25 protein-coding genes, 1 tRNA gene and 2 pseudogenes are annotated in these 26,848 nt (G+C 42.1%); 9 read left to right on the forward strand and 19 right to left on the reverse strand.

What is annotated here, in order from left to right; genetic code table 11:
- Positions 1-397: 397 nt before the first annotated feature.
- Positions 398-1,390, reverse strand: coding sequence for a quinolinate synthase NadA (gene nadA, locus ACQ86K_RS31445; RefSeq protein WP_090532733.1), 993 nt, complete (start codon positions 1,388-1,390; stop codon positions 398-400).
- Positions 1,391-1,797: 407 nt separating this feature from the next.
- On the opposite strand from nadA, the pseudogene nadB reads away from it, so the two are divergent.
- Positions 1,798-3,389 (forward strand): annotated as a pseudogene (gene nadB / locus ACQ86K_RS31450) (L-aspartate oxidase).
- A 124-nt stretch (positions 3,390-3,513) separates the two neighbouring features.
- On the opposite strand, the gene ACQ86K_RS31455 reads toward nadB, so the two are convergent.
- Positions 3,514-3,586: transfer RNA gene (locus ACQ86K_RS31455), tRNA-Gly, on the reverse strand.
- A gap of 75 nt (positions 3,587-3,661) precedes the next feature.
- Here ACQ86K_RS31455 and ACQ86K_RS31460 point away from each other — a divergent pair.
- Positions 3,662-4,173, forward strand: a pseudogene (locus ACQ86K_RS31460) (gamma carbonic anhydrase family protein).
- Here the strand turns inward: ACQ86K_RS31460 and ACQ86K_RS31465 are convergent.
- The 7 genes from ACQ86K_RS31465 to ACQ86K_RS31495 form a co-directional block, all read right to left on the reverse strand.
- Entirely contained in the window at positions 4,163-5,803 is a 1,641-nt protein-coding gene (locus ACQ86K_RS31465) for an Ig-like domain-containing protein (protein WP_091174828.1), read from the reverse strand. The pseudogene ACQ86K_RS31460 and the gene ACQ86K_RS31465 overlap by 11 nt on opposite strands.
- A 115-nt stretch (positions 5,804-5,918) precedes the next feature.
- A complete protein-coding gene (mnmG, locus tag ACQ86K_RS31470) occupies positions 5,919-7,781 on the reverse strand; it encodes a tRNA uridine-5-carboxymethylaminomethyl(34) synthesis enzyme MnmG (RefSeq protein WP_091174830.1) in 1,863 nt (620 codons plus the stop codon).
- A gap of 185 nt (positions 7,782-7,966) precedes the next feature.
- Entirely contained in the window at positions 7,967-8,212 is a 246-nt protein-coding gene (locus ACQ86K_RS31475; protein ID WP_208057695.1) for a CBU_0592 family membrane protein, read from the reverse strand.
- Positions 8,212-8,424, reverse strand: a complete 213-nt coding sequence (locus ACQ86K_RS31480) for an ABC transporter C-terminal domain-containing protein (RefSeq protein WP_431200972.1) — start codon at positions 8,422-8,424, stop codon at positions 8,212-8,214. Before ACQ86K_RS31480 ends, ACQ86K_RS31475 begins: the two co-directional genes overlap by 1 nt.
- Positions 8,421-10,076, reverse strand: coding sequence for an ABC-F family ATP-binding cassette domain-containing protein (locus ACQ86K_RS31485; protein ID WP_431199392.1), 1,656 nt, complete (start codon positions 10,074-10,076; stop codon positions 8,421-8,423). The genes ACQ86K_RS31480 and ACQ86K_RS31485 overlap by 4 nt, the downstream gene beginning before the upstream one ends.
- Positions 10,073-10,528 carry a hypothetical protein gene (locus ACQ86K_RS31490; RefSeq protein WP_431199393.1) on the reverse strand — a complete coding sequence of 152 codons (456 nt, stop codon included), beginning with the start codon at positions 10,526-10,528 and terminating at the stop codon, positions 10,073-10,075. Before ACQ86K_RS31490 ends, ACQ86K_RS31485 begins: the two co-directional genes overlap by 4 nt.
- Positions 10,529-10,590: 62 nt before the next feature.
- On the reverse strand, positions 10,591-10,728 hold the full coding sequence (locus ACQ86K_RS31495) for a hypothetical protein (RefSeq protein ID WP_431199394.1): 138 nt from the start codon (positions 10,726-10,728) through the stop codon (positions 10,591-10,593).
- Between the two features lie 83 nt (positions 10,729-10,811).
- Between ACQ86K_RS31495 and ACQ86K_RS31500 the strand changes: the two genes are divergently transcribed.
- From ACQ86K_RS31500 to ACQ86K_RS31515, 4 genes are all read left to right on the forward strand, one after another.
- Positions 10,812-11,522 (forward strand): pirin family protein, encoded by a 711-nt coding sequence (locus ACQ86K_RS31500; RefSeq protein ID WP_091174836.1) that lies wholly within the window; start codon positions 10,812-10,814, stop codon positions 11,520-11,522.
- Between the two features lie 98 nt (positions 11,523-11,620).
- Positions 11,621-12,400 carry an MlaE family ABC transporter permease gene (locus ACQ86K_RS31505; RefSeq protein ID WP_091174839.1) on the forward strand — a complete coding sequence of 260 codons (780 nt, stop codon included), beginning with the start codon at positions 11,621-11,623 and terminating at the stop codon, positions 12,398-12,400.
- Between the two features lie 63 nt (positions 12,401-12,463).
- Entirely contained in the window at positions 12,464-13,192 is a 729-nt protein-coding gene (locus tag ACQ86K_RS31510) for an ABC transporter ATP-binding protein (protein WP_431199395.1), read from the forward strand.
- Positions 13,189-14,019, forward strand: a complete 831-nt coding sequence (locus tag ACQ86K_RS31515) for an MlaD family protein (protein ID WP_431199396.1) — start codon at positions 13,189-13,191, stop codon at positions 14,017-14,019. The genes ACQ86K_RS31510 and ACQ86K_RS31515 overlap by 4 nt, the downstream gene beginning before the upstream one ends.
- Before the next feature lie 306 nt (positions 14,020-14,325).
- Here ACQ86K_RS31515 and ACQ86K_RS31520 read toward each other — a convergent pair whose 3' ends face one another.
- From ACQ86K_RS31520 to ACQ86K_RS31535, 4 genes are all read right to left on the reverse strand, one after another.
- Positions 14,326-15,219, reverse strand: coding sequence for a hypothetical protein (locus tag ACQ86K_RS31520; RefSeq protein ID WP_091174847.1), 894 nt, complete (start codon positions 15,217-15,219; stop codon positions 14,326-14,328).
- A 65-nt stretch (positions 15,220-15,284) separates the two neighbouring features.
- Positions 15,285-16,514 (reverse strand): family 16 glycosylhydrolase, encoded by a 1,230-nt coding sequence (locus ACQ86K_RS31525; protein ID WP_218134513.1) that lies wholly within the window; start codon positions 16,512-16,514, stop codon positions 15,285-15,287.
- Positions 16,515-16,555: 41 nt separating this feature from the next.
- Positions 16,556-18,433, reverse strand: a complete 1,878-nt coding sequence (locus ACQ86K_RS31530) for a glycoside hydrolase family 30 beta sandwich domain-containing protein (protein WP_091174850.1) — start codon at positions 18,431-18,433, stop codon at positions 16,556-16,558.
- 858 nt (positions 18,434-19,291) lie between these two features.
- The gene (locus ACQ86K_RS31535; RefSeq protein ID WP_091174852.1) at positions 19,292-21,544 is read right to left on the reverse strand and encodes a transglycosylase domain-containing protein; all 2,253 of its coding nucleotides are present in this window, start codon (positions 21,542-21,544) and stop codon (positions 19,292-19,294) included.
- 115 nt (positions 21,545-21,659) lie between these two features.
- Between ACQ86K_RS31535 and ACQ86K_RS31540 the strand changes: the two genes are divergently transcribed.
- From ACQ86K_RS31540 to ACQ86K_RS31550, 3 genes are all read left to right on the forward strand, one after another.
- Positions 21,660-22,748, forward strand: a complete 1,089-nt coding sequence (locus ACQ86K_RS31540) for an Mrp/NBP35 family ATP-binding protein (protein ID WP_090532765.1) — start codon at positions 21,660-21,662, stop codon at positions 22,746-22,748.
- 31 nt (positions 22,749-22,779) lie between these two features.
- On the forward strand, positions 22,780-23,058 hold the full coding sequence (locus ACQ86K_RS31545) for a NifU family protein (RefSeq protein ID WP_090532767.1): 279 nt from the start codon (positions 22,780-22,782) through the stop codon (positions 23,056-23,058).
- Between the two features lie 120 nt (positions 23,059-23,178).
- Positions 23,179-23,808 carry a hypothetical protein gene (locus ACQ86K_RS31550; RefSeq protein WP_091174856.1) on the forward strand — a complete coding sequence of 210 codons (630 nt, stop codon included), beginning with the start codon at positions 23,179-23,181 and terminating at the stop codon, positions 23,806-23,808.
- A 78-nt stretch (positions 23,809-23,886) separates the two neighbouring features.
- Here ACQ86K_RS31550 and ACQ86K_RS31555 read toward each other — a convergent pair whose 3' ends face one another.
- The 6 genes from ACQ86K_RS31555 to modA (ACQ86K_RS31580) form a co-directional block, all read right to left on the reverse strand.
- Positions 23,887-24,261 (reverse strand): hypothetical protein, encoded by a 375-nt coding sequence (locus ACQ86K_RS31555; protein ID WP_431199397.1) that lies wholly within the window; start codon positions 24,259-24,261, stop codon positions 23,887-23,889.
- Positions 24,262-24,517: 256 nt separating this feature from the next.
- The gene (locus ACQ86K_RS31560) at positions 24,518-24,862 is read right to left on the reverse strand and encodes an ATP-binding cassette domain-containing protein (RefSeq protein WP_431199398.1); all 345 of its coding nucleotides are present in this window, start codon (positions 24,860-24,862) and stop codon (positions 24,518-24,520) included.
- Positions 24,859-25,143, reverse strand: coding sequence for an ATP-binding cassette domain-containing protein (locus tag ACQ86K_RS31565; protein WP_431199399.1), 285 nt, complete (start codon positions 25,141-25,143; stop codon positions 24,859-24,861). Before ACQ86K_RS31565 ends, ACQ86K_RS31560 begins: the two co-directional genes overlap by 4 nt.
- Positions 25,140-25,811 carry a molybdate ABC transporter permease subunit gene (gene modB, locus ACQ86K_RS31570; RefSeq protein WP_091174864.1) on the reverse strand — a complete coding sequence of 224 codons (672 nt, stop codon included), beginning with the start codon at positions 25,809-25,811 and terminating at the stop codon, positions 25,140-25,142. The genes ACQ86K_RS31565 and modB overlap by 4 nt, the downstream gene beginning before the upstream one ends.
- A 15-nt stretch (positions 25,812-25,826) precedes the next feature.
- Complete coding sequence (gene modA / locus ACQ86K_RS31575) at positions 25,827-26,231, reverse strand: molybdate ABC transporter substrate-binding protein (RefSeq protein ID WP_431200973.1); 405 nt, start codon at positions 26,229-26,231, stop codon at positions 25,827-25,829.
- Entirely contained in the window at positions 26,186-26,500 is a 315-nt protein-coding gene (gene modA / locus ACQ86K_RS31580) for a molybdate ABC transporter substrate-binding protein (RefSeq protein ID WP_431199400.1), read from the reverse strand. The genes modA (ACQ86K_RS31575) and modA (ACQ86K_RS31580) overlap by 46 nt, the downstream gene beginning before the upstream one ends.
- Between the last annotated feature and the right edge of the window lie 348 nt (positions 26,501-26,848).

A 26,848-nucleotide genomic window follows, 5' to 3' on the forward strand; every position in this document is an offset into this window, starting at 1 on the left:
TACATCTTAGGCCGCAACCCGCTTTACACCTTCCGCCGAAGGCGGGAAATTTTTTACACTTTTTTCTCACATACCAACCAAATCAGTTGACCATCGAAAAACGGACGACAAATATATTGACTCCAGCCTCCCTTCGGCTTTTATACTTTTTAACAACAATGTGGATAACCCAAGTTTTCGGGCCGCTACCTTTATACCTTATATCCGCCTTTGGCGAAAAATTTTTTACGATTTTCAGCCTTTTTACAAGCAAGAAGGCACTTTTACACCAAAAATACCTTCAATTTAATTCCTCCCGGTTTTCCACAATTCCCCAGTTTATAACTTCCTGATCAAGGCCATCCAACCGATCAAAAAATCGGTGAAATCAACCCGTAATCGGTGTAGTCTCAAAGAACTATAATCCCAGCTGCGCCGAAATCTCAAGCATGCGCTCAATCGGTTTTACTGCTTTTTCAATTATATGCTGTGGTACAGTTACCTCAGGTGTTTCATTTTTCAAACACAGGTATAACTTTTCCAGTGTGTTACGCTTCATGTGCGGGCAATCGTTGCATGCGCAGTTGTTATTTGGCGGTGCCGGAATAAATATTTTATCCGGGTTTTCCTTTTGCATCTGGTGTAAAATGCCCGATTCTGTTGCTACTATAAATTCCTTGTCCTGGTGGCTACCGGCATATTTTAAAATTCCGGTTGTTGAACCAACATAATCGGCCATTTCCAATATAACATCCTCACATTCAGGATGTGCTAACAACTTTGCACCCGGATGGCGTTCTTTCAGTTTGGTGATCTTTTCTCTCGAAAATATCTCATGAACCATACAGGCCCCATTCCACAATACCAGGTCTCGACCGGTTTTTTTGGCTACATACGCGCCAAGGTTTTTATCAGGTCCGAAAATGATCTTCTGATCCTTCGGTAAGCTCTCTACAATCTGCACAGCGTTGCTTGATGTACAAACAATGTCAGTTAAAGCTTTCAATTCGGCCGTACAGTTTACATAAGTGATCACCAGGTGATCGGGATAGTTTTCCTTAAACTTTTTAAACAAGTGTGGCGGACAACTATCTGCTAATGAACAACCTGCCTTCATATCCGGCAGTAAAACCTTCTTGGTTGGCGACAGTATCTTGGCAGTTTCGGCCATGAAATGTACGCCTGCAAAAACAATGATATCGGCATCCGTTTTGGCGGCTTGTTGAGATAATCCCAAACTATCGCCAATGTAATCGGCAATATCCTGGATATCGCCATCCTGGTAATAGTGCGCCAGGATCACCGCATTTTTTTGCTTTTTTAATTTTTCAATTTCCGCGAAAAGATCAAGCGTCGGATCAATTTCTTCATCCACGTATCCTTTCAGATTTATTTCTTCGAAGGTATTCATTTCCACAATTCAATTAATAACAACTAATTTTTAAATTAAAAAGAACTATTGTTTATTAGGGTGTTGGTAATGTGCAAAAGTCGGAGTAATTTTTGTTTTAAAAGTTAGTTTTCACAATTTATTAACACTTATAAACATTTATCCACCAAAAAGCATGCTGATTTTTAGATAGGTATGACAATCAATTTTTATTTGAAAAAGTTTTATGTTAATATTTTCAGGGTTGACAAAATGTTAGCTTTATGACTAAAGTGTCGTAAAAGTCGCTCAAAAAATATTGATATTCGACCTGAGAAAGGGAGTTATACACACTGTAAACTATTTTTCACTTTTTGTTTACATAAACTTAACAGGTTATACAGCTGTTATTAACATTAGTACTACTTTTACACACATTCATCTAAAATATGACCCGAAATGTTGATTTCCTTGTAGTGGGTTCAGGGATAGCCGGATTAAGTTTTGCGCTCAAAGCCGCGAAGCATGGTAAGGTACTGATAGTTACAAAATCTAACGAAGACGAATCCAACACCAAATATGCCCAGGGGGGCGTTGCGGTGGTTGTGGATAAAAAAGAAGATTCTTTTGAAAAACACATCCAGGACACCTTAATAAGTGGCGACGGGCTTTGCGACCGCGAAGTTGTTGAAGCCGTTGTTAAGGAGGGTCCCGAGCGGATCAATGAGATTATTGATTACGGAACCAATTTCGACAAGACCAATGAGGGTGTTTATGACCTGGCTAAAGAGGGGGACACTCCGAGTTTCGTGTGTTACATTACAAAGATGTAACCGGCTGGGAGATAGAGCGTTCGCTTTTAGAGGAAATTCATAAAAATCCTAATATTGAGATACTTACGCATTATTTTGCTGTTGATTTAATAACGCAGCACCATTTGGGCGAGTTGGTAGGTAAATCAAGTACTGATATCACCTGTTTCGGGATTTATGCGTTTAATACCGAAACTAAGATTGTAGAGAAGATCTTATCTAAAGTTACGGTAATGGCTGCTGGTGGTGCCGGACATATTTACGCGGTTACCACAAATCCAACAATCGCTACTGGTGATGGTATTGCTATGGTTTATCGTGCTAAAGGTAAAGTACGTAATATGGAGTTCATGCAATTCCATCCAACAGCTTTGTATAATCCCGGCGAATATCCCTCTTTTCTGATATCTGAGGCTGTACGCGGTTTTGGCGGCGTGTTAAAGCGCACTAACGGTGAAGAGTTTATGCAAGAGTATGACGAGCGTAAATCTTTGGCACCCCGTGATATAACGGCAAGGGCTATTGATGCCGAGATCAAAAAATCGGGCGAAGACTTTGTTTATTTAGATGTAAGGCACCGCAGTAAAAAAGATATCCTGAACCATTTTCCTAATATTTATGCAAAATGCCTGGAGATTGGTATCGATATGACCAAGGATATGATTCCCGTTGCGCCGGCTTGTCATTATATGTGCGGCGGTATAATGGTTGATCATGTTGGGCAATCGTCTATATTAAGGTTGTATGCCTGCGGAGAATGTTCGTCAACAGGCCTGCATGGCGCTAATCGTTTGGCTTCAAATTCTTTATTGGAGGCGTTGGTTTTTGCACACAGGATCTACGAAGACGCAATTAAGAATTTCGAAAATAATGTAATCCCCGATAATATCCCGGATTGGGATGAGAAGGGGGTGCAGCTGTCAAACGAAGATATCCTGGTTACCCACAACGTACGCGAAATGCAGAAGCTGATGAATGACTACGTAGGTATCGTTCGTTCGGATTTCAGGCTGGACAGGGCCTTACGCAGGTTGAAATTATTATACGAGGAAACTGAAGATTTCTATAAGAAAACCAAGCTATCGGTTAAACTTTGCGAGCTGCGTAACCTGATCCAGGTATCGTTTATTGTCGTAAAATCGGCTATGTTGCGTAAGGAAAGCAGGGGATTACATTATACTACTGATTATCCAGAGCATGCTGAGCAGGTGCAAGATACGGTGTTTTAGTATAAAATATGTCATTGCGAGCGTAGCGTGGCAATCTCGTAGTAAATGCATATTCAACAAGCATAGCTACGAGATTGCTTCGTCGTTCCTTCTCGCAATGACATAAAAGAAAGCATTTTTGAAGAGCGAAAAACGGGATTCGAACCCGCGGCCTTCAGTTTGGGAAACTGACGCTCTACCGACTGAGCTATTTTCGCTTATTTTGTATTCAAACATAAATAAAATTATTCAAATCAATAATCCACTAAATCAATAATTCACTAATTAAAGATATGCCTGTAATTCTGCCTGTAAAAGATAAAAACCCGGTTTGGGGTAAGGATTGTTTTATTGCCGAAAACTGTACTATAGTAGGGGATGTGGTTATGGGTGATAATTGTTCGGTGTGGTTTAATGCCGTTATCCGTGGGGATGTACATTATATAAAAATTGGTAATAACACCAATATCCAGGATGGTGCAGTGATCCACGCTACCTATTTAAGAGCGCCAACTAACATTGGTAGCAGTGTTTCTATAGGACATAATGCGCTTGTACACGGCTGTACTTTACATGATCATACATTGGTTGGCATGGGTGCAATTGTGATGGATCACGCGGTTGTAAATGAGTTTGTGATCATTGCTGCAGGTGCTGTTGTATTGGAAAATACGATATGCGAATCAGGCTATTTATATGCCGGCATCCCTGCAAAAAAATAAAGCCCCTTACTGATGAGCAAAGGGCTATGTTGAAGCAGTTGCCTCAAAATTATATCATGTATTCGGGCTGGTTTAAGGAGTAACCCTTTCTTTTGGAATAGTCACCGGCTCCTCCGCTTCCCAGTTTGGCCTCAGGGTGATGAGCTTTTCATTTAGCCAGATATTTTCGGGTTGTCGCTTCAACCTCACGTTCCCGCTATCCCATTTACCGTTTTTATTTTCGTCGTAAATAATCCTCACATAGTATTTAGCGGCCAGAATTCCTTTATATACCAATGAAGTGTTTTTGGTTATAGGGTCGCTTTGAATTAACTTTTTGTCTTCGCTTAACAACTCAACTACATATGCTTTGGCCGTGTCGGGTACAGTTAGTTTTACTGTGAGCTGGCTGTAATTATCCAGTTTATTGATCTGGAATTTTTTGGACAGGCGTTTGTTTTTATCGCCATAAATATCCGTCAATGCGCCTTCATTCAATACCAACTCATATTTACTGCTTTCCCGCCATCTGTATTTTAAATTAAGCAATTTGTAATTGCCCGTATCTTTTTGGATGGTGTAATCGCTTGTAGCTACAGAATCTTCGTTTAAGGTAATTTGCGATTGGTCGAAGTTTTCGATAGGGATGCTTGCCGTGATCATCAAATTGCCGCCGGGTTTTAATTTACTGTCATTACCCATGTTATAGCTTGTTGTTACAACACGTGTAAAGCTTTCATTTTTACGTTTAAGCTGATAGATGGTATCTATAGGCTTGCCCTTGTCAAATATGGCTACACGCAGGGAGTCGAAGTTCATATTACGCAGATAAACAGATGCTGTATCTTTTGTACGTGAAAACGATACCTGTTTTCTATCATCCACATTGGCAGGGTAAATCACTTTAATGGCCGGCTGTGTTAGCCCCTTGTTAAATACCAATAATAGCTTACCATCAGTATCAAAACGTTTTTCGGATACCCTGAATTTTTCAGGATCCTGTTTGAATAAGTTTAACTGGACATTAGAAGTATCCGCCCGAAGATGAATGGGTTTTTTCAGGAAAGCGATCAACTCTTCGTCGCGGTTAAAAATTTTATCCGGACTTGCTTCTTTTAGGGCATAGATGCGATAGTCATCTTCCCTTAAATTATTCAAAGCGAAATTTCCTGATGAATCGGTGAGGGCAAAAATAGACGGCTTCTTTTTTCCGAAGAGAGTGTCCTGCTTCACCGGGAAAATAAATACCAGTACATCTTTCTCTTTTTCCTGGGTGAGCGTATTGGTTACCGTACCGCTGATGCTTAATGAATCGATATGGCTGCCGGTAGAAAAAACATAAGTGAAATTTTTCAGGATGTTACTTTCATTCACATCTTGTATTGACTTTCCAAAGTTGATAACGTAGGTAGTATTTTTTTGAAGGCTGTCTTTAAACTCAATTTTTAGTTTTCTTTTGTTTGATGAATACTCGGGGGGCTTCTCCATGGCCGGGCTCATGCTGATCTCCTGGTAAGCGTTAGTAAGTTTGATGAATTCGTCAAATTCCAGGTCGATTTGTTTGGCGACAAAATTCCGGGTTTTATTTCCGGGAATTGCCTTCACCAATTTTGGCGGGGTTTGGTCGCGTGGCCCTCCTTGCGGTGGTTGTTGGGCTGCGCATCCAAAAATGAATAAAACAATAAAAATCAGTATTGAATTTTTGTAAAAAATAGCCGTTTTTGTGTTTAACATAGTTTTTAGGCGATATAAGCGATTTTTATGTTTTTATGAGAAGTACTATTAAAAATTAAAAATAATTGATTTTAAAGGACTTTTTATAATTAATTAATTATCAGATATTTACGTTTTATCTCGATACATGAACCATCAAAACTGAAATATCGGAGGGTGAAACGCCCGAAATTCTTGAAGCCTGGCCCAAAGTGCGTGGTTTTATCCTCATCAATTTTTCGCGTGCTTCTTTGGAGAGCGATACCAACGTGTGATAATCAAAATTTGGATTGATCTCGCGGTCTTCCATTTTTTTCATCCGGTCTACTATCTCCATCTCCTTGATGAAATAACTCTCATATTTGATTTTTATTTCAGCCTGCTCAATAGTTTCTTTATCGTAGGCCGAAAGTAACTCGGCTAAAGGGGCGTCGGCTTTTTTAAGATCATTAAAGGTTACCTGTGGGCGGCTCAGCAAATTGAATAGTTTGGTGCTTTGCGCAAGCGGACTCGTACCCAACTCTTCCATCAGGGTATTAACTGTTGATGGATCGATGGACTTGCTTTTGGTATAAGCCACAATATCATCAGAGTTTTTTATCTTTTGATTTACTTTTTCTAAACGCTCGTCGCTGATCAATCCTAATTCATGACCCATAGGAGAGAGCCTGATATCTGCATTATCCTGGCGCAATAACAGGCGATGTTCTGCCCTTGATGTAAACATGCGGTAAGGTTCTTCGGTACCTTTAGTTACCAGGTCATCTATTAAAACACCGATGTACGATTCTGCTCTTTTCAGGATCAATTCATGTTTATCATTAATTTTTTGGTGAGCGTTGATGCCTGCAATGAAGCCTTGAGACGCCGCTTCTTCGTAACCGGTAGTGCCGTTGATCTGGCCGGCGAAGTAAAGGTTGCTGATCTGTTTAGTTTCTAAGGTTAAACCTAATTGTGTAGGAGGGAAGAAATCGTACTCAATGGCGTAACCCGGCCTGAACATTTTAGCGTTCTCAAAACCCGGAATCTTGGTGAGTGCTTTGTATTGTACATCCTCAGGCAAGGAGGTGGAGAAACCATTTACGTAGATCTCAACAGTATTTAAACCTTCCGGTTCAACAAAAATCTGGTGGCGATCTCGCTCGGCAAACCTGTTAATTTTATCTTCAATTGAAGGGCAATAACGGGGACCTAAACCTTTGATCCGACCGGTAAACATCGGTGATCTTTCAAAGCCTTCTTTCAACGTTTCGTGTACATCGGTATTGGTATAGGTGATCCAGCAGCAGCGCTGTTCTTCTATACAAGGTACATCGGTAAAGGAAAATTTGCCTCTTACTGGGTCGCCCCACTGCTCTTCCATCAAGCTGTAGTTAAGGCTTCGGCCATCCACGCGGGGTGGGGTACCGGTCTTCATTCTACCTGCTTCAAAGCCCAACTCAACCAATTGCTCGGTTAAACCGGTAGCAGCTTTTTCACCTGTACGGCCTCCGCCAAATCTTTTTTCGCCTATATGGATCACGCCATTCAGGAAGGTTCCATTAGTTAATACAACAGCATCCGCTTCAATTTCGATACCGATAGAGGTACGAACACCTGCTACGGTATTGTTTTTTACAAGCAGAGAGGTTACGGTGTCCTGCCAAAAATCAACATTAGGGGTGCGTTCTAATGATAAACGCCACTCTTCGGCAAACCGCATACGGTCGCTTTGAGCACGCGGGCTCCACATTGCGGGGCCTTTTGATTGATTAAGCATCCTGAACTGGATAGATGTTTTATCAGTTATAATGCCCGAATATCCACCCAAAGCATCTATCTCCCGCACTATTTGTCCCTTAGCAACACCACCCATGGCGGGGTTACAACTCATCTGTGCAATGGTACCCATATTCATGGTTATCAGCAAAACTGATGAACCCAAATTAGCAGCGGCAGCGGCAGCTTCACAGCCTGCGTGCCCGGCACCTACTACTATTACATTATATTTCTTAAACATTTTATCCTCCTTGTTCCACTTTTGGTAAGTCTTGAGTCGCAGATTTTAAGTATTATGTTGACTTAATGGTTCTTCAATTCAAGATTTGTTCCACGTGGAACTTTAATTTTATTTTCGCCGATTTTCTCGTTGGCGCTTTTAACTTACTGCTTAGAATTTTAGACTTAGATACAAAATTACCTTAATTAAACAGATGTTCCACGTGGAACTCTGAATAATGATATTAAAGCCACAAACCCCCAAACGCCCTCTAATACCACGAAAGGGTAGAAGTTTACTATGTATGATGCATAGCAACAGGTGCCTGCGCCAATAAGGTTTAAAAGGCTGTAAAGCTTGCTTTCGGTAGGTAGTTTCTTAGTTAAATTTAACAGAAACGCTATTAAAAGTATAATTACACCTATTGATGCTATAATATCCGATGCTTTCATTATCCTTCGTTTAGCTCCGTTAATTCCATCCAACGGGCGCTTTTATCGTCCAGTTGTTTATTTAAAATATCTATTTGCTTTAATAAATCATCAAGCTTTTTAGGATCGATGCCTGAAGCGTTTAATTGTTCGTTTTTGTCTTTGATTGTTGCTTCAATAGTGTTGATTTCGCCTTCAATACTCTCCAGTTCCTTTGTTTCTTTAAAGCTCAGTTTACTTTTTTAGCTACGGGAGTTTGAGTTTGTGCAACAGGAGCGGGTTTTTTTGCTTGTTGTTTTGCTTCTTCCAGTTCAAGCCTGTATGACGAATAATTACCATTAAAGATGCGTACATGGCCCTTTTCTTCCATAATGAAAAGCTGGTCGGTTAGCTTATCTAACAAATACCTGTCGTGCGATACCATCATCAATACACCTCCGTAGTTGGTTAAAAATTCTTCCAATACGTTTAAGGTATCGATATCCAGGTCATTGGTAGGCTCATCCAGTATGAGGAAGTTAGGGTTCTTCATCAGGATGCTCATCAATTGCAGGCGTTTCTTTTCACCGCCGCTTAGTTTGGATATAAAACCATACTGCTTGGCAGGAGGGAAGAGGAACAACGTAAGTAATGCGGAAGCCGAAATAGTTTTACCGTCGGCCATGGTAATAAATTCTGCTACGTTTTTTACAATATCAATTACACGCTCATCTTCCTTAAAAGTAATCCCTGCCTGGTGGAAATAGCCTATTACTGTGGTTTCTCCTTTAACTACAGTTCCTTTATCTGGTTGTAAGGCACCGGTAATGATATTTAACAGGGTAGATTTACCGCTGCCATTTTTCCCGGCCAAACCAATTCTGTCGCCTTTTTTAAATATATAACTGAAATTATTGATATAAGTGTTACCGTTGAATGATTTATACAGGTGATCCATTTCCATGATCTTATTACCCTGGCGCGCTGTTTTAACGCTCAGCTCGACTTTGTCACGGATTCCGCCCTTCTTTGTTTTTTCTTCCAGGTCGTAATAAGCATCAATACGTGCTTTAGACTTAGTACCACGTGCCTGGGGCTGGCGGCGCATCCATTCCAGCTCCTTCCTCAAAAGGTTGGAGTTTCTTTGAAATGCTGCTTCGTCTGCCGCTTCACGCTCGGCTTTCTTTTCAAGATAATAGCCGTAGCTGCCATTGTACGGTTGAATTTTGCCCCTATCAATCTCTAATATCTCATTACATACGTTATCCAGGAAATACCTGTCGTGCGTAACCATCAATATGGTTTTGTTGCCTTCGGTCAGTAATTTCTCCAGCCATTCTATCGTATCAATATCCAGGTGGTTGGTAGGCTCATCCAGTATATAAACCTCTGGGTCTTCAATAAGCAGCTTGGCTAAAGCTAAGCGTTTCTTTTGCCCGCCCGATAGGGTAGTGATATGCTGATTGAGATGATGTATATCTAACCTGCCTAAAATAGTTTTGATCTTGTACTCATACTCCCAGGCATCAACCTCGCTCATCTCTTCCATTACCTTTTCAATGGCTTTGGTATTTTCCGGATCGTTCTCCATCAGTTCCTCATACCTGCGGATGAGCTGCTGCTGTACATCATCAGCATGAAATATATAATCGCTGATAGTAACCGCGTTTTTAAAGTTTGGGTCCTGCTCCAGGTAACCCATATTAAGGTCACGGGCTTGCACTACTTTACCTTCGGTAGGCTTTATAGTGCCTCCTAATATTTTTAGAAGGGTAGATTTGCCGGCACCATTAACGCCTACAAGCGCAACCTTACGGCCACGGTTAATACCTATGGTTACATTTTTAAATAACCAGTTGTCATGAAATTGATGGCCAAGGTTCTCGGCAGAAAGATAAGTACTCACGATAGTTGTTTTATTTTATCCGACTCGTATATAAATACACCAGTCGTTTGTTTTTTTGATTGTAGATACATGGCCATGGCAACGGTTGAGGCATCAATGCTGTGGTATTTTTTCCAGCTTCCAAAAAGCAATGGATTTATAACTTTCATTAAGCCGTTTAAAAACTTTTCCATTGGTCGGCTTTCCTGCCTGTCGCCGGCTAAAAAAGATGGCCTGTAAATATGAATAGCGGGGATACCCGTAGCTGTGATATCAGCTTCAGTTTCTCCTTTAGTTTTCGTATAAAAATTAGCACCATTTATATCGGCTCCAATGGAGGATACCAAATGATATTGTTCAAGCCCGTTTTGCTTAGCCAATTGTGCCAGTAATAACGGATAATCATGATCTATCTTACGATAGACAGCTAAATCAGGAGTTTTCTTTTTAGTTGATCCTAAACAGCAGAACAAAGCATGGCCGTTCAGCTCGTTTTTATAGGTTTCGGGCTGTTCAAAGTCGATAACAAGCTGTTTTAATTTATGATGCTGTAGTGGTAGTTTTTTCTTACCAGGATCAATACTTCATCATAATAGGCTTGTTCCAATAAAATTTGCAGGAGATGACTGCCAATAAGTCCGCTTGAGCCTGCAATAACAGCTTTTTTTGCCATTACTTATTGATTTTTTGCAAAATTACGCATAATTAAATTGTGGAATAAATATTGTGTGTTTAAACATATAATTATATAGTGACATGAAAACAATATTTTATCCAGAATCAGAACGGGGACATAACGATATAGGCTGGTTAAAGGCCAATTTTTCCTTCAGTTTTGCATCTTATTATAATCCCGAAAAAATGAATTTCGGAGCGCTGCGCGTTTTGAATGATGATATTATTGCTGCGGGCCGCGGTTTTGGAAGCCATCCGCATGATAATATGGAAATTATCACTATTCCTTTAAAAGGAGGGTTACAGCATAAAGATAGTATGGGTAATACCGGGGTAGTGAATGCGGGAGAGGTGCAGGTAATGTCAGCCGGTACCGGTGTATATCATTCAGAGTATAATGCATCGCATAAAGAAGCGGCAAATACGCTGCAGATCTGGCTTTTTCCTAAAGAAAGAAATATCCAGCCCCGTTACGATCAGATGAGTTTTAAAGACCGTTTTAAATTGAATGAGCTCACTACGCTGATCTCGCCGCATAAAAGTGAAGACACCCTTTGGATAAACCAGGATGCCACATTTTCGATGGGCGAGTTTGAGGCAGGGCAAACAATAAATTATGATATTAAAACAAAAGGCAATGGCGCTTACGTTTTTGTGTTGGATGGGGCGGCTAAAATAAACAGCCAGGTTTTAAACAAAAAAGATGCGCTGGGCGTTTATGATACAAGTTCACTTACAATTATAACCGAAGAGCCCTCCCGTTTCCTGGTCATTGATGTACCGATGTCATAATCAGTATTTAGCCTGAATCCATGAAGTGAATATTATTGAAAGTTCAAAAACAATTGAGCGTTGCTTTGTTGTTGTTTACTATAATTTAAGATTCACTGATGGAAGCACAGCAGGAACTAAGCGGATGGAGGAAATGGCTGGAAGGCATGGGCGACTATGTATTGTTCTTCACACGCTTTTTCCGCAATATATTTACCGGCGGCTTTGAATGGTCGGAATTTGTAAGGCAATGCTACGAAATAGGCTACCGGTCTATGATGCTGGTGGGTATCACCTCCTTTATTATGGGTCTGGTGCTTATTTTGCAGCTCAGACCGTCGCTGGTAGATCTTGGCGCCGAAAGCATGTTGCCTAAAACATTGTCGGTAGCCCTTGTACGCGAAATTGGGCCTGTTATTACGGCTATTATCTGTGCCGGCAAAATAGCATCGAGTATTGGGGCCGAGCTGGGCAGTATGAAAGTTACCGAACAGATTGATGCCATGGAAGTATCGGGCGCAAACCCCGTCCAATATCTGGTAGTAACGCGCATACTGGCAACCAGCTTTATGATTCCACTATTAACCGTTATAGGCGACGCCATTGGGCTTTTTGGTGGTTTCCTGGCGCTTAACTTCACCGATAGCATTAGTTTTTCCCTCTATTTCAATAAATGTATAGCCTCGCTCGATTTTTCGGATCTGCTGCCTGCAGTTGCCAAAACGGTGCTTTTTGGGTTTGCGGTTGGTTTTGTGGGATGTTATAAAGGTTATCACTCTGATAAAGGCACTGAAAGTGTAGGCATAGCTGCAAACTCGGCCGTGGTAACTGCTTCGTTGTGGATTTTTATTATTGATGCTATAGCCGTTCAGATCACCAGTTTGTTATTTTATAAATGAGATGAAAGAAACAAACCAACATAATGAAGCCGAAAAGGAACTATCCCCTCAAAAAAAGAAGTGGTGATCCGCGCTAAGGGGATCAAAAAATCCTTTGGCAAAAAGCAGGTGCTTAAGGATATCAGTTTTGACTTAAAAAAGGGTGAAAATATCGTTGTACTGGGGAAATCAGGACAGGGAAAATCGGTTACTATTCAGTGCGTTGTGGGTATGTTACAGCCCGATGGCGGCAGCCTGGAAGTATTTGGTGAAGATATTACCACGATGGACGATGATGAGCTTAAACAGCTTAGGATAAAGATAGGCTTCCTTTTTCAGGGCGGTGCCTTGTATGATTCCATGACGGTTAGGGATAACCTGGAGTTTCCGCTTACCAGGGTGTTGAAGCTAAAAGACCAGAAAGAAATTAATAAAAAGGTTGAAGGTGTATTGGACGCTGTTGGTTTGTTAGATGCGATAGATAAAATGCCGTCCGATTTATCAGGAGGGATGCGGAAAAGGGTAGGCCTTGCCCGTACCCTGATTGTTAACCCCGAAATTATGTTGTACGATGAGCCTACTACGGGGCTTGACCCCATTACATCACGCGAGATCAGTGAACTGATTAACCGGCTGCAACGGAAATATGAAATTTCATCTGTCATTATTACCCACGATATGGAATGCGCCCGCATTACGGCCGACCGGATCCTGGTAATGGATGATGGTAAATATATAGCCGAGGGCTCGTACAAAGAGCTCGAAAAATCAGACAACGAAATGGTCAGATCATTTTTTAACGTATCAGCATGAAAACCACATCATCTCAAAAAATAAAAATAGGCCTGTTCACCTTTTTAGGATTGGCAGTGCTGTTGGTAGCTATTTTTTTAATAGGTAACCAAAAAAGCCTGTTCAATTCTACCTTTCATGTTTATGGCCGGTTTAAAAACGTAAGTGGCCTGCAGGTGGGTAATAATGTACGCTTTGCGGGTATTAATGTGGGAGTGGTACAATTTATTAATATAGTAACCGATAGCTCGGTACGGGTTGACCTTACACTGAATAAAAGCGTTAAAAAGTTTATAAAAAAAGATTCGAAGCTGAGCATAGGCAGTGATGGTTTGATGGGGGATAAGCTGGTAGTAATAGCACCCGGTGGTATTGTTAGCCACGAGGAGATTGAAGACGGCGGCCGTTTAAGTTCGATAAATCCGGTTGACGTAGACAAGATCATTAATAAACTTACCCGCGTGGCCGATAATGCCGAATCGTTAACCGAAAATTTAACCGGCATAGTCGCCAAGATTAATAATGGACAGGGTAGTATTGGCCGTTTGTTGAACAGCGATAAAATGGCGCGTGACCTGGAAGGCACTGTTAAACAGGCCCGTACTACTATCAAAACAGTCCATACTACAACCAACACGCTTAATGAGGACCTTACCGCAGCTCAGCATAACTTTTTGTTGAGAGGTTTCTTTAACAAGAAGAAGAAACGCGAACAGCAAAGACAAGACAGTATTAAGAAAGCGCAGGAACAGATTAAAGAAGATAAAGAAAAGGCAGCCAAAGAAGCCCAAAAGCAAAAGGAGAAAGCAGCTAAGGATGCTGCTGATAAGCAGAAGGATAATAATTAAGTTATTGATAATAAGGTAATTAAATTAAAATTGTCATCGAGATAGCGTGATGCGGATGTCATTTGTTTAGTTCATCCGCCGCCACCACCTATGCCATTTAGATGATAAATACCATCCTTACCAAAAGCAAAATAAATATTTAATTTATGCCCGTAATTGCACCAATGTGCCACGTGGAACCTTTTCGGCGGTCTATAGCCGCGCCGGCGATATAAACCGGGGGAGGTAGTTGTATGTAACATTTAATTAACTGTAATATAGATATTTATATTAATTCAGCACCGAACGACGACGATTTTTAAATAATTAAAAAGAAATTTTCAAGCCCCCAAATGCCCTAAAGCCATTTCTGTACGCCCCGTTCATCTGCGTTTTATCCACCTCGCCACTATTGAGATAAAGTTCATCGGTACCATTACCTGTTTGCCAGTGCAGATATCCACCACCGGCCTGAATGGCTATGTGATTTGTGATTGAATAAGCCAATGAGCCGTTCATATTTAACCCATACCCGTTGGCATGGTGCCGGTAGCTAACCGGGTGTTGAAAAGTGGTAATGAGGTTCCAGTTGCCCCAGGCATTATAACCTACCTGGTTGTAGGTGATATCGGCATTAACTTTCAGCTTTTCAGTAAGTTTTAAAGATGCAATGGCTTTAATGAATACGCCTTTCCATTTAGTTTGGTAGCTGCTGTTCAAGTTCGGAAAGCGGTTACCGATACCATATAAATAAAGGGACTGCCGATTATAGCTGTATCCTGCATAAGGACTAAATCTAAATAGCTCATTATCAATTAGCTTGTACCCGACACCAAGCGCCAGGCTCTGTGTATTCCCTTTGCCAGCATCAAATGTTTCATTATAGGTATTACCGGTACGGTTATCAGTGCTATAGTCCGAATCATTTACCGAACCCGAGGTGATAAATTGCCGGGCGTAATCTGAATAAATGTTAAATCGTTGATATACATTATATTGTAATGAAGCTCCAACACTTTGCCCGCTCAGCTTTGTCCATTTCAGTTCTGAAAAAACATTGGGGCTTTGACCATTGCTATTGCCAGCTATCGACCAGTGAAAATTCTCGCGCTGATAGCCATCGGTAAGATTAAACTCCAATTTGCTCCCGGCCGACTGAGCATATAACTTATGCAAGCCTATTATTAACCACAGAAAGCAAAAGCCGGTGAATTTTTTCATGGCAGGTTTATATAGCAAGTAAGCCTGCCCTTTTAAAAAGAGCAGGCTAAATATATCATTTTAAATTATTGATTTACACCGAAAGCCTCCCAGCCCGATGCTGTTGCACGGTTACACGTCATGGGCTGTGTGCCGTTTTCGCTGGAAATAAACTTGCCGTTGTTGCCCCTGAAAGTAATTTTACCATCGGTGGTAGGCACCCAGTCAAATTTTTCCCAATCGCCTATGGTAGTGCGGTTACAGGTAATGGCTTGTGTACCGTTTTCGCTTGATACGTATTTACCCATCGCCTGAAGAGCTACCTTACCGCCCCCGGCATCAACTACAGTAAATTGCTCCCATGCTGATGCAGTGGCGCGGTTACAATTCATGGGTTGTGTGCCATTTTCGCTGCTAACATATTGGTTATTAAAACCTTTTAAAGTGATAGTTTGACCAATAGGAGGGTTTGTGCTGCTGCCCGACAGGTCATAAACCCGTACATAATCAACCACCATGTTGCAAGGCAATGCACTATCATTGATGGTATTACCCGGCAAATCTCCGCCTATGGCGAGGTTAAGGATAATAAAGAACGGATTATGAAATGCGCCGGTATTGTTGATATTATTGGCAATATTACCGGTTACATACAGCGTATTATCCACATACCAGCGGATAGAATTGGTATCCCACTCAACCGCGTAGGTATGGAAACCTGTTGGCGTGGTGGTAGTGCTGCCTCCATATTGTACGTGGCCGCCGTTGTTGTACCAGTGCATAGTGCCTAAAATAGTACTGGAGGTGTTTACCTGCTCCATGATATCTATTTCGCCGCATTGTGGCCAGCCTACGGTTCCGATGTTTGCGCCCAGCATCCAAAATGCCGGCCATGTACCTTGTACCGCCGGCAGCTTAATACTTGCCTCAATACGACCATAGGTAGGCTGGAATTTGCCTGCTGTAGTCAATTTGGCTGATGTATAGGGCTGGCCTCCAACGGATTGCTTGCGGGCAGTAATGGTAAGGAAACCGCCTGATACCGTGGCGTTTGCCGACTGGTAATATTCTTTTTCGTTATTGACATTGGGGTTGCCGTTATCAATGTTCCAGTTGTTGGTGTTAACGCCGGTGCCGTTAAACTCATCGCTCCATACCAGTGTGCCTGCCCTTGGCGTGGTTGTTGATCCTGCCGTTTCATCGGCTGTTTTAATGGTAGGTGAGGTTTTGTTCAGGTCCTTGCTGCAGGACGAAATTAAAAGCATTAATGCCGATGCAGTAGCGGCACTCTTCGCAAAATTTAAAAGTTGTTTCATAATGATAGTATTGGTAAATAATTGATTGGTTTCGTAAGTAATTATTGGTTTACACCAAAAGCTTCCCAACCTGATGCTGTTGCACGGGTACAGGTCATGGGTTGTGTACCGTTCTCGCTGGATATAAATTTGCCGTTATTGCCGCGGAGGGTAACCTTGCCATCGGTTGTGGGGATCCAGTCAAATTTTTCCCAGTCGCCAAAGGTTGTGCGGTTGCAGGTTATGGCCTGTGTACCGTTTTCTGACGATACGTATTTATTCATGGCCATCAAGGCTATTTTGCCCCCACCGGCATCAACCACTGTAAATTGTTCCCATGCTGAGGCGGTAGACCGGTTGCAATTCATGGCCTGCGTGCCGTTTTCGCTGCTTACGTACAGGTTATTAAAGCCTTTAAAAGTGATGATTGAACCTATGGGCGGGCCTGATGCTGAACTTTGGGTGCCGGTCCATTTAAAGGTTGCTACAGCGCCCGCGGCTAAAGTGTAAGTAAAAGATTCCGCACCCCATTTAACTTTAAAGCTTACGCTTGATGAACCATTGTTAAGCGCGATGAGTACCTTGCTGCCATCGGAATTTTTGAAGGCCACGGTTTGGATACTGCCTGATAAATTGGAAGAAATCCGCACAGCTCCGGGCCGTACAAAACGCGATGCGTGACCAATAATGTAATAACCAACATTACGGGTGATAGAAGTACCGCTAATAGTGATACCACCCAAACAGGTACTGCAACCACCCGGTGTATGCGGATTGTTGTTTGGGTCGGAGGCCAGGTTCCACTCTAAAACATTGCGGCTCCAGTTGCGGGTAGCGCCAATAATGAGTGTATTAATATGCCATGACAAATCGCCGCCAAAATTGCTTGGTGCGCCAACCCATTGCTCGGTGAAATAAACGTTTTTGTTGGGATAGGAGTTGTGTACATCAGTCAGGGCGCTGATATTGCCCGCATACAGGTGAAAAGCTGAACCGTCAACATAAGGATTTGCGCCGCCATCAGCTAACACGGTTTCGGGATAATCAATCCTGTCGGTATTGTGGTCATAGGCAATGATTTTGGTTTGAAAGCCTGCCGCCCTGATTTGCGGGCCGAGGTTGTTTTTAATAAAATTGGCCTGCTCATCCGGCTGCATTACCATACTTGGGTTGTTGTATGGGTTAAGCGGTTCATTTTGAGGGGTAATGGCATCAATGGTAATCCCCTGTGCCTGCATGGCCTGCAGGTATTTTACAAAATAGCGGGCATAGGCGTCATAATAACCTGCTGCTGTATTGAGGCTGCCGCCGGTATAGCCGTTATTGCCCGTGGTGTTTACCTTCATCCAGGTAGGGGCTGTCCATGGAGTGGCTATAATTTTAATAGACGGATTTATGGCTATGATCTTTTTCAGGATCGGTAGCAGGTCCTGGTTTTCGGCGCTGATACTGAAGTTGTTCATGTTAAAATCGCCGGCCGTTTGGTTGTAGGTGAAATCGCTTGAGCTAAGATCGGAGGCACCGATGCTGATCCGGATATAGCTGATCCCGATCTGGCCGTTAGCCGTGCCGAAAAGCTCGTTAAGCACATTGGTTTGGTTGGCGCCAAGGCCGTTAAGTAGTCCGGCACTGCCCCCGGTTAAAGTAAAGCCGAAACCGTCTATTCCCTGGTAGGTTTGGTTTTCGTCTACTGTAATGGTTGTTGCATTAGTGCCGGCATCGGCAGCGAAATTGAAACTGGCTTGTGCCTGTAAAAGCTTTGACTGATCGGCTGTGGTAACCCAGGCATTCACTACTTCGTTAGCGGCCCGTGCTACGGTGCCGATTGTTTTTTGATTGGGTGCTTCGTTGTTGTTCACATTCTTTTTACAAGAGTAAAAAGCAGCGGTGGAGAGCAGGGTGAGGACTGCGAACCGCTTTAATTGGTAATTGATTTTCATTGAGTTGTTTATTTAGTTGATTGATATTCAAAAAAATATCACATAAGCCCCCTATGCAACAATTCAATATTTGTAACAATATTTAACTGTTGCTTAAGAATATCAAAGCATTGGTCAGGGTAAATACGCCCGACCGTTACTGTTTCACATGAAGCAGGTTTATGCGTAGCTTAAAATTGGCATTACAAATCTACAGTAATTTAAACGGATCAATCAAGAAAAATGTTCATAATTAATTGATTTATAGTATATTATGTTTAATTTAATACGCTTGCATCACAGTGTTTAAAAGGACAAAAATTAGTTTAAATGGCCTGTGCAACGTTTCTGTTGCGATGAATTTTTTTGGTGATACGCTTATTTCGCAATTAATTTTAAGGAAAAAATAGAGGAGGGTAGCCCCGGGCTATATATGCGCGTATATATTTAGACACGAATAGATTTAAAACGATGATATTATCGTTTTGTGAATGTTATTTATGTGCCTATTAAAATAAAAACTATGGGCCTTAATATAGGCTAAAAGCGAAGGCGCTTTACGGCAGCGAGCACTATATATGCGCGGATATATTTAGATTGAATTAATCTGTAAACTTTTTTAGTACGGTACCAGGTGTGGAGGGATTGGCATTCTGAGTGATTAATCCATGGACTCTGAAGGTGAAATGACAAAAGAGGGGCTGTCAGTCTGAGCTTGTCGAAGACTCGCGCGCAGAGGCCTACCCACCATGCTTCGACGGGCTACCCATTTTTTAATTATGTTATGGGTAGCTCAACGCGGCAATCGCATACGATACAGGACGAGATATGCTTCCGTGCGATTGCCGCGCTGCGCAATGACATCTTGTTTACTGTCTCCTACGGCATCTTATCTTTCAATTCTTTTTCCTTTTCCCGTTCTTCATCCTTCAGCCGCCGTTTTTCCTGCCGTACGTCTTTTCGTGTCCGGCCGCCGGTGGTATCAACAGCGTCAATCTTGAGTTTATATTCAGCTTTAAGTGCTTCTATCTGGGCTTTGATCTGCTCTTTTATCGTTTGTTCTTTTTGTTTCAATTTTTCCTCGGCCTTTTCTTCGGTGGTATCTTTTTTACCAAAAAGGCGCTGGAAAAAGTTAGGCCTTTTTACAGGCTCTTCAACAACTGGCAAAATACCATCGTCATCTGCTCCGCCTTGTTTCATAAGGCTATCAGCAGTAGCAGTATCAACAGGGGCAATCTGCCGGCGCAGACCTTCCCTTAACCGCACTTCGTAAAATCCATAAGCATTGGTATCCCGGGCGGTATATCCCTTCATCGCCATCAGTTTACCAATCAGGTTAAAGTATCCATGCAGTCCCGGTCGTAAGGTACCGTCAGGCTGAAAGGCGTATAAACCGCCTTTAGGGTAGGGGACAATGCTGGCCAGGTAAATACTTTCTCCCAAACTAAGCTCAGACGGCGATTTGCCAAAGTAATAATGCGAAGCCTCGCCAATACCGTAAATATTACGGCCCCATTCAATAATGTTAAAGTAAACTTCCAGCATCCTGTCTTTGGTCATGATGCGGTTATTTTCAATAAGCCATACAATCAGGATCTCCTCTATTTTGCGCGACAGGGTTTTCTCCCGGCTCAGGTAGGCGTTTTTAACCAACTGCTGCGATATGCCGCTGCCGCCGCGTTTGTATTTTTTTGTTTTAAAATCGGTAGCTATTGATTTACGGATGGCCTCCATTACAAAGCCATGATTGGTGTAAAAAGATGGATCTTCGGCCGTCATTACCGCGTTTCTCAAATTAGGTGAGATTTGCTGCAGCGGCGTAAACTCCGGGTTTTCGGGGCCTATCAGGTGTGGGGCCATTGGTTTGCCCTTTTCATACGGTGTATATACAAAGGGGCTGTTAAGCTTGGTTAAATCGGTGCGTCCAAATTTCAGGATCCGGAAGTTATCTTTATCCATGCCCGAATCAAATATCAAATCATCGGGTTTTGATGAATCCATGTAAAAATTCATGTGATAATTCAGCTTGCCCGCAACCTGGATGCCGTCAAGGGCGTCAAACATCCCCGTAGGAAACGAATCGAAAATATCGGCCGCATTAAGCCAGCCGGTATTGAGCTTCAGCTCATAAATTTTTACCGGGTTAAGCGTATACTTAATGTATGGGTGCGCCGTTAATTTTTTAATATGGATAAGCGAAGTACTATCGATGGATATGTAATTAGTGCCTACTTTAACATCGGCATCAATAGCAGCCGCCGGCAACACAATATCAGTAGATGAAATGCCCGGATGGCGAATAAGCAGGTTTTTAACCGACCATGAACCCGAGATCCTGGTTTCACCGCTGCTGTGGTCTTCCTCGGTTAGTTTTGTTTGCAGTGTATCAAAATTAAGCTTCAGGTTAAATTTCTTTTCAATGATAGGCAGCTCTACTTTTTTGCCATCGGCATAAAGCATTACGTCGATATCCTTATCCGAAGGGTGCATTTTGCCGGCGAAATGCCAGGTGGCTTCCCCGTCATTAACCTTTATGGTTGAGCTCAGTTGCCCGTCTTTGATCAGTGCTGTTTGCGCTAAAAGTTTAAGTTGATCGCTGTCGCTCTTAAAACTGATCCTGAAATTATGGAGCGATAAGTTATCCGGGATCTTATAAAGCAGCTGGTTGATCAGGTTATCGGCAAGATGGCTCAAATCGGCTTTGGTATCGGTGGCTGTTGAGTCCTTTTTCTTTTTGAAAAGAAAATCGAAATTCTTGACCCCGTTTTTATTAACAAGGCTAATGAAGCCATCCTGCAATACCACATCTGATAGTTTTACCTCACCAAGCACCAGCGGCATTATCCGTACACTTACCACAAAATTTTTGATGTTCAGTAAGCTATCGCGGCCATCCGGTACGATGCTGATATCCGAGAATGAAACGGTGCTGAGGCCGGTAAACTTAGCCGATCCTATTTTTACATCTAAATTATAATCCCTCTTTGCTTTTAATTTAGCTTTGTCAATGGCTTTTTCGAGCAGGGCTCCACGTTTTGAGTAGGCAACATATCCGCCGATAAGCAGAATAAGAATTAAGGGAACGAGAATGTATGCGGCTATGCGTATATATTTAGGATTAAGGCGCTTCATTTGTTAATTTTATCCAAAACTAAACTAAATCTTATCCCCTGCAAACGGTTGTTTTTGCAAATTGTTTCCTGATAAACTTAATCAACCACCTGTTTTCATAAATTTGCCTCATATTATGACAATTACTAAAGAACAAGTTTTACAGGCACTGGGCAACGTTGAAGAACCGGATCTGAAAAAAGACCTGGTAACGCTTAACATGATCCAGGATATTCATATTGATGGCAACAACGTTAGCTTCTCGGTGATATTGACTACGCCGGCCTGCCCGCTTAAAGCCATGATTGAGAATGCCTGCCGTAATGCTATCCTGCATTTTGTAAGCAAAGAGGCCGTTATCAATATCAACATGACCTCGCGTGTAACTACTCAAAAAAATACCGGGGTTCCGGGTGTAAAAAATATCATTGCCGTAGCTTCGGGCAAGGGTGGTGTTGGTAAATCAACGGTTGCGGCAAACCTTGCTTTGGGTCTGGCGAAATCTGGCGCAAAGGTGGGAATGATCGATGCCGATATTTACGGTCCATCGGTACCCATTATGTTTGGCCTGGAGGGTGCCCGCCCAATGGCCAGCCAGGTTGATGGCAAAACCCGAATTGAGCCGATTGAAAAATACGGCATCAAATTACTGTCTATCGGTTTCTTTACCGATCCTAATCAGCCGGTGCCATGGCGTGGGCCAATGGTATCTACCGCTGTAAAACAACTGTTCAATGATGCCGACTGGGGCGAGCTGGATTACCTGGTGATCGACCTGCCGCCGGGTACAGGCGATATTCACATCACGGTAACGCAAAGCTTCCCGGTAACGGGCGCTGTAATTGTTACCACGCCGCAAAATGTAGCCCTGGCCGATGCTAAAAAAGGTATTGGTATGTTTATGATGCCGGCTATTAATGTGCCTATACTGGGGGTGGTTGAAAACATGTCATACTTTACACCTGCCGAACTGCCCGAAAACAAGTATTACATATTTGGTAAAGGCGGTGGACAAAAACTGGCGGCACAGCTTGATGTTCCGTTCCTGGGCGAAATCCCGCTGATTAAAGGCATCAGTGATTCGGGCGATGCCGGTAAGCCAACGGTGCTTGAAGAAGACGGCCCAATGACCGCTGCTTTTGTGAAAATGGCCGAGCGTGTTGCCCAGCAGGTGGCCATATCAAATGCCAAAGCATTGAGTGCAGAAAATATTGTAAATAATTAATAACTTTACATAACGTTATAAATTAATAAAAATGAGTTTATTAAATCAGGTTGAAGCAGCTTTAGATACTATCCGTCCGTATTTGGAGGCTGATGGGGGGAATGTTTCTGTTGAGGAGATAACTCCTGAAAATGTCGTTAAATTAAAGCTGTTGGGTTCATGCGGATCATGCCCAATGAGTATCATGACCCTTAAAGCAGGTATTGAGCAGGCTATTAAAAAAGCTGTGCCCGAAATTACCGCCATTGAGGCCATAAACCTAACGGACATTGATGACCCCAATGCCGTGCTTCCCGAAAATTTAAGGTAGTTGTTAAGATTTGTTAAATCCCCGGTTCAATTGGGGGATATGACTTATTTTTGATGAAGTTTAAAAACTATTTTGACCCTCGCAGCGTAATATATGTTGAGCTAAGTAGTTAATGGTTTTATGAAATATTTATTTGGTTTACTGCTGTTATTTGTTTCAATGGGCGCTTTTGCACAAAGCAAAGATCGCCCCGTTGTGCAATTTACCGGTATTACACATAATGCCGATAGCGTAAAGATCACTATCCCTTATGTAACCATTACCAATACTTCGGCACATAATATTATTAACGTATCAAACTATAAGGGATACTTTTCATTTGTTGTACATGAGCGCGATACCCTTCGCTTCACCTGCGTTGGCTATGCCCCGGTTACCGTGGTTATCCCGTCCAATCTGCCAAATGAAAGTTATACTACCCAGGTATCCCTGAAAGCTCAGATCATCAACCTGCCTACATTTCACGTGTTTCCATGGGCAACTACAGATGAGTTTAAAAAAGATTTCCTGGCTATAAAACTTGCTGATGACGATTTGGAGATTGCCCGCAAAAACATCAGCAAAGCAACCCTATCGGCCTTGTATAACACTTTGCCCCGCGATGCCCAGGAAATACAATCGGCCAATGCGCAGGCTATGCACACCAGCATCCTGAATTCGCACTCGCTTACACCCAATCCGCTGTTAAACCCGTTGGCATGGGGTAGCCTCATTAAGTCGATATCTGACGGAGATAAGAGTAGTAAGTAATCAAGATTTAAACGTTACCACCCGGCTGGAGCTAAGCGGCGGCGGAATTATTCCATGACATAAAGCTCCTTTTGGTAATTATTGAGCGGGATAAAAATGATTCTTTATTTCATTCACAAAACTTTCGGCCACAGCTTTATTAATCATCGCTATTGCTTGTTTGCTTGAATAATTCCCGGTTAAAGAAACATGCCCCATGGTAGTAAGCTGCACCGGAGCTTTAGATTGTATATCATTCAGATTACCTACGGCGGTATAATCAATTGATTTATAAAAAGGTACCCATAAGGGTCCCGTTTCTAACGAATTGACGTTGATGATAATGGGTGCTGCTTTATTAATTTCTTTATAAAGTGTATCCTTTTTAAATAACACAATTACGGATAAATCGCCTTTGCTCCCTTTTGCTGATATTGCCGAATCTTTTCTAAATCCCTCCGGCCAATTAGCCATAACACTGTAGCTTCCTTCGGTCTTATTATAACTAAACGTCGTATTCTTGAATATGACAATGATCAAAAGGAATCCAATTGCTATAAAAATGTTTTTTTACGAGATTGCATAGTAGATACGGTTTAAGTAAAAAGGGGTATCCCTTATAACTCATAGGATGGTTTGAAATAGAATTTGTTACAGGATCCTGTAGTATAATCTGAATAAAATCAGCACAAGCAATACCTGGATGATCAGAACAATTTAATCTGATATATCAAACCAATCCCTCAAAATCCATCACCTCGCCCTCAAACATTTCCAACTCCTGCAAATTATGACTTACAATAATAGTAGTGATACCCATTTGCTTAATTAAATATCTAAGCTCAGCTATCAGGCTTGTTTTTACTTTATTATCCAGTGCCGAAAATGGCTCATCCATTAAAAGCAATTTAGGTTTAATAGCCAGGGCCCTCAAAATGGCCAGTCGTTGTTGCTGTCCTCCTGAAAGATGATCTGGTTTGTGATTAGTAAACTTATCCAATTGACCTAACGACAATAACTGCTTTATCCAATCTGTATCATTTGTGGCATATTCCAGGTGTTGTTTTGCGGTCATGTTCGGAAACAGGCCATAGTTTTGAAACACAAAACCAACATTTCTTTTTGAGGAGACAGGTTGATTTTTTCCCTCGAATCAAACCAGGTAACACCATTAGCCATGATCACCCCATTTTCAGGTGTCCCCAATCCGGCTATCATTTTTAATAAAGTGGTTTTTCCTGAACCGGACGGCCCTAAAATTTTTATGATACTTCCTGTATTAAATTGCCGGTTTATTTTCAGCAATTGTCCGCCATGATAGGCTTTCAGTTTTATTTCAATATCAATGCTGATCATGCTATGGGGCCTTTCGCCTGGTATTTATTGAATATAAAAACAGCTATCACCAAAATGAACGTAATGGAGAATAAAATCAACGAATAATTATTGGCCGAGGCATAGTCCATCTTCTCTACCGAATCATATACCGCAATAGAAGCTACACGGGTAACACCGGGGATATTGCCGCCAATCATCAGCACAACACCAAACTCGCCCAGCGTATGGGCAAAGGTTAAAACCGCGGCGGTTAATAATGATGGTTTGATGTTGGGCAGCAGTACATACCTGAACGTTTGCCATTCGGTTTTTCCCAATGTGTATGACGCTTCGGCTAATGAAACCGGCAATTGCTGCAGAGCAGATTTTACCGGCCCCACCATAAAAGGCATACTATAAATTACCGAAGCCAGGATCAGCCCCGGAAAGGAAAAAACCAGTTGTACATCAAAAGTATCATGCAGCCATTTCCCTAAACCATGCTGCGGACTAAAAGCCAGCAGCAGATAAAAGCCCAGTACCGATGGCGGCAATACCAAAGGCATAGTAATAATTGCTTCGGCAATGATCTTGATAAAAGATCGCCCCCTTGAAAGCCACCAGGCAAATGGCAGCCCGATAAGCAGTAGCAAAAGCGTGGTGATGCCTGCTAATTTTAATGTGAGCCATATGGGCGATAGGTCCATCGATAAAAATACAAATTATTGTACCCTATAACCATACGCTTTAAAAATACTTTTAGCCGCCGGGCTTAAAATGTACCGGTAAAATTTTCCGGCCGCAGGATTAACCGCTCCGTGTTTCAGGATCACGATGCCCTGCAGTATGGGGTCGTAGGTTTTGGGATCGACGACCATATAAAACAGCGGTGTTTTATTTCTCAGTTCCTTTACCAGCGATTGGGTAGTGAAACCGATATCGGCCACGCCTGTGGTAATGTAAGTATTTACCTGCGATATGCTTTCTCCATAAACGGCCTTCGATTTGGCATCATCCAAAATCCCCTTATCCCTGAGCGATTGCTCGGCGGCTCTACCATAAGGCGCTATAGCCGGGTTTGCTATGGCGATTTTTTTATCCTTGCCGAAAGCAGCAGGCGTTCCCAGTTTTCAAAACCAATGTTTTGCGTACTGCAAATGATCAGGCTGCCCGAGGCATACACTACCGGTTTTTCCTTTGCAAAACCATTTTTAAACAGCATTTCGGGAAAAGTCATATCTGCCGATAAAAACACATCAAACGGCGCGCCGTTGCTGATCTGAGCTACCAGCTTACCCGATGAACCGATAACGACATCAATAGTAATTCCTGTTTTTTGCTTAAAATCTTTTTGTAAAACCGCCATTACCGGCTGCAGGTTAGCAGCGGCCGCCACCCGGATATTTTGGGCGTTTACGGTTAAGCTTGCTGTAAATAGCAGGGCGAATAAAAAAAGAATGCTTTTTTAAGCCCGGCATTGTAATGTTCGCTTTGCATCTGTTTTATAGTTTTTAGCTTGCAGGCAACAGTTTTCGTTTTGGTAATGAAGCACATCGTGATTTTTAAGAAGCGATATTTTAATGCCCTAACACTACAAATATACGCTTGTTATAACCAATAGCGGTTCATATATTAGTCATGTTAAGTTATCTGATAAATCAAATTTTAACAATGATAAAACGGTCAGGCGCCGTGCGCACCGGCTTTAAAGATACGCCTGAAGAGAAATGCCATTGTTGTTTTT

The organism is Mucilaginibacter sp. P19 (assembly GCF_050632265.1).
In the GTDB taxonomy this organism is placed as follows: domain Bacteria; phylum Bacteroidota; class Bacteroidia; order Sphingobacteriales; family Sphingobacteriaceae; genus Mucilaginibacter; species Mucilaginibacter gossypii.

Coding starts and splice junctions, on each gene's coding strand:
- ACQ86K_RS31565 (WP_431199399.1), bottom strand. CDS start 25,143: ATGATCAGCATTGATATTGAAATAAAACTGAAAGCCTATCATGGCGGA.
- ACQ86K_RS31505 (WP_091174839.1), top strand. CDS start 11,621: ATGGAAGCACAGCAGGAACTAAGCGGATGGAGGAAATGGCTGGAAGGC.
- ACQ86K_RS31540 (WP_090532765.1), top strand. CDS start 21,660: ATGACAATTACTAAAGAACAAGTTTTACAGGCACTGGGCAACGTTGAA.
- ACQ86K_RS31530 (WP_091174850.1), bottom strand. CDS start 18,433: ATGAAAATCAATTACCAATTAAAGCGGTTCGCAGTCCTCACCCTGCTC.
- ACQ86K_RS31550 (WP_091174856.1), top strand. CDS start 23,179: ATGAAATATTTATTTGGTTTACTGCTGTTATTTGTTTCAATGGGCGCT.
- ACQ86K_RS31555 (WP_431199397.1), bottom strand. CDS start 24,261: ATGGCTAATTGGCCGGAGGGATTTAGAAAAGATTCGGCAATATCAGCA.
- mnmG (WP_091174830.1), bottom strand. CDS start 7,781: ATGTTTAAGAAATATAATGTAATAGTAGTAGGTGCCGGGCACGCAGGC.
- ACQ86K_RS31515 (WP_431199396.1), top strand. CDS start 13,189: ATGAAAACCACATCATCTCAAAAAATAAAAATAGGCCTGTTCACCTTT.
- ACQ86K_RS31535 (WP_091174852.1), bottom strand. CDS start 21,544: ATGAAGCGCCTTAATCCTAAATATATACGCATAGCCGCATACATTCTC.
- ACQ86K_RS31545 (WP_090532767.1), top strand. CDS start 22,780: ATGAGTTTATTAAATCAGGTTGAAGCAGCTTTAGATACTATCCGTCCG.
- ACQ86K_RS31500 (WP_091174836.1), top strand. CDS start 10,812: ATGAAAACAATATTTTATCCAGAATCAGAACGGGGACATAACGATATA.
- modB (WP_091174864.1), bottom strand. CDS start 25,811: ATGGACCTATCGCCCATATGGCTCACATTAAAATTAGCAGGCATCACC.
- ACQ86K_RS31465 (WP_091174828.1), bottom strand. CDS start 5,803: ATGTTAAACACAAAAACGGCTATTTTTTACAAAAATTCAATACTGATT.
- nadA (WP_090532733.1), bottom strand. CDS start 1,390: ATGAATACCTTCGAAGAAATAAATCTGAAAGGATACGTGGATGAAGAA.
- ACQ86K_RS31475 (WP_208057695.1), bottom strand. CDS start 8,212: ATGAAAGCATCGGATATTATAGCATCAATAGGTGTAATTATACTTTTA.
- ACQ86K_RS31495 (WP_431199394.1), bottom strand. CDS start 10,728: ATGGCAAAAAAAGCTGTTATTGCAGGCTCAAGCGGACTTATTGGCAGT.
- ACQ86K_RS31560 (WP_431199398.1), bottom strand. CDS start 24,862: ATGACCGCAAAACAACACCTGGAATATGCCACAAATGATACAGATTGG.
- ACQ86K_RS31525 (WP_218134513.1), bottom strand. CDS start 16,514: ATGAAACAACTTTTAAATTTTGCGAAGAGTGCCGCTACTGCATCGGCA.
- ACQ86K_RS31520 (WP_091174847.1), bottom strand. CDS start 15,219: ATGAAAAAATTCACCGGCTTTTGCTTTCTGTGGTTAATAATAGGCTTG.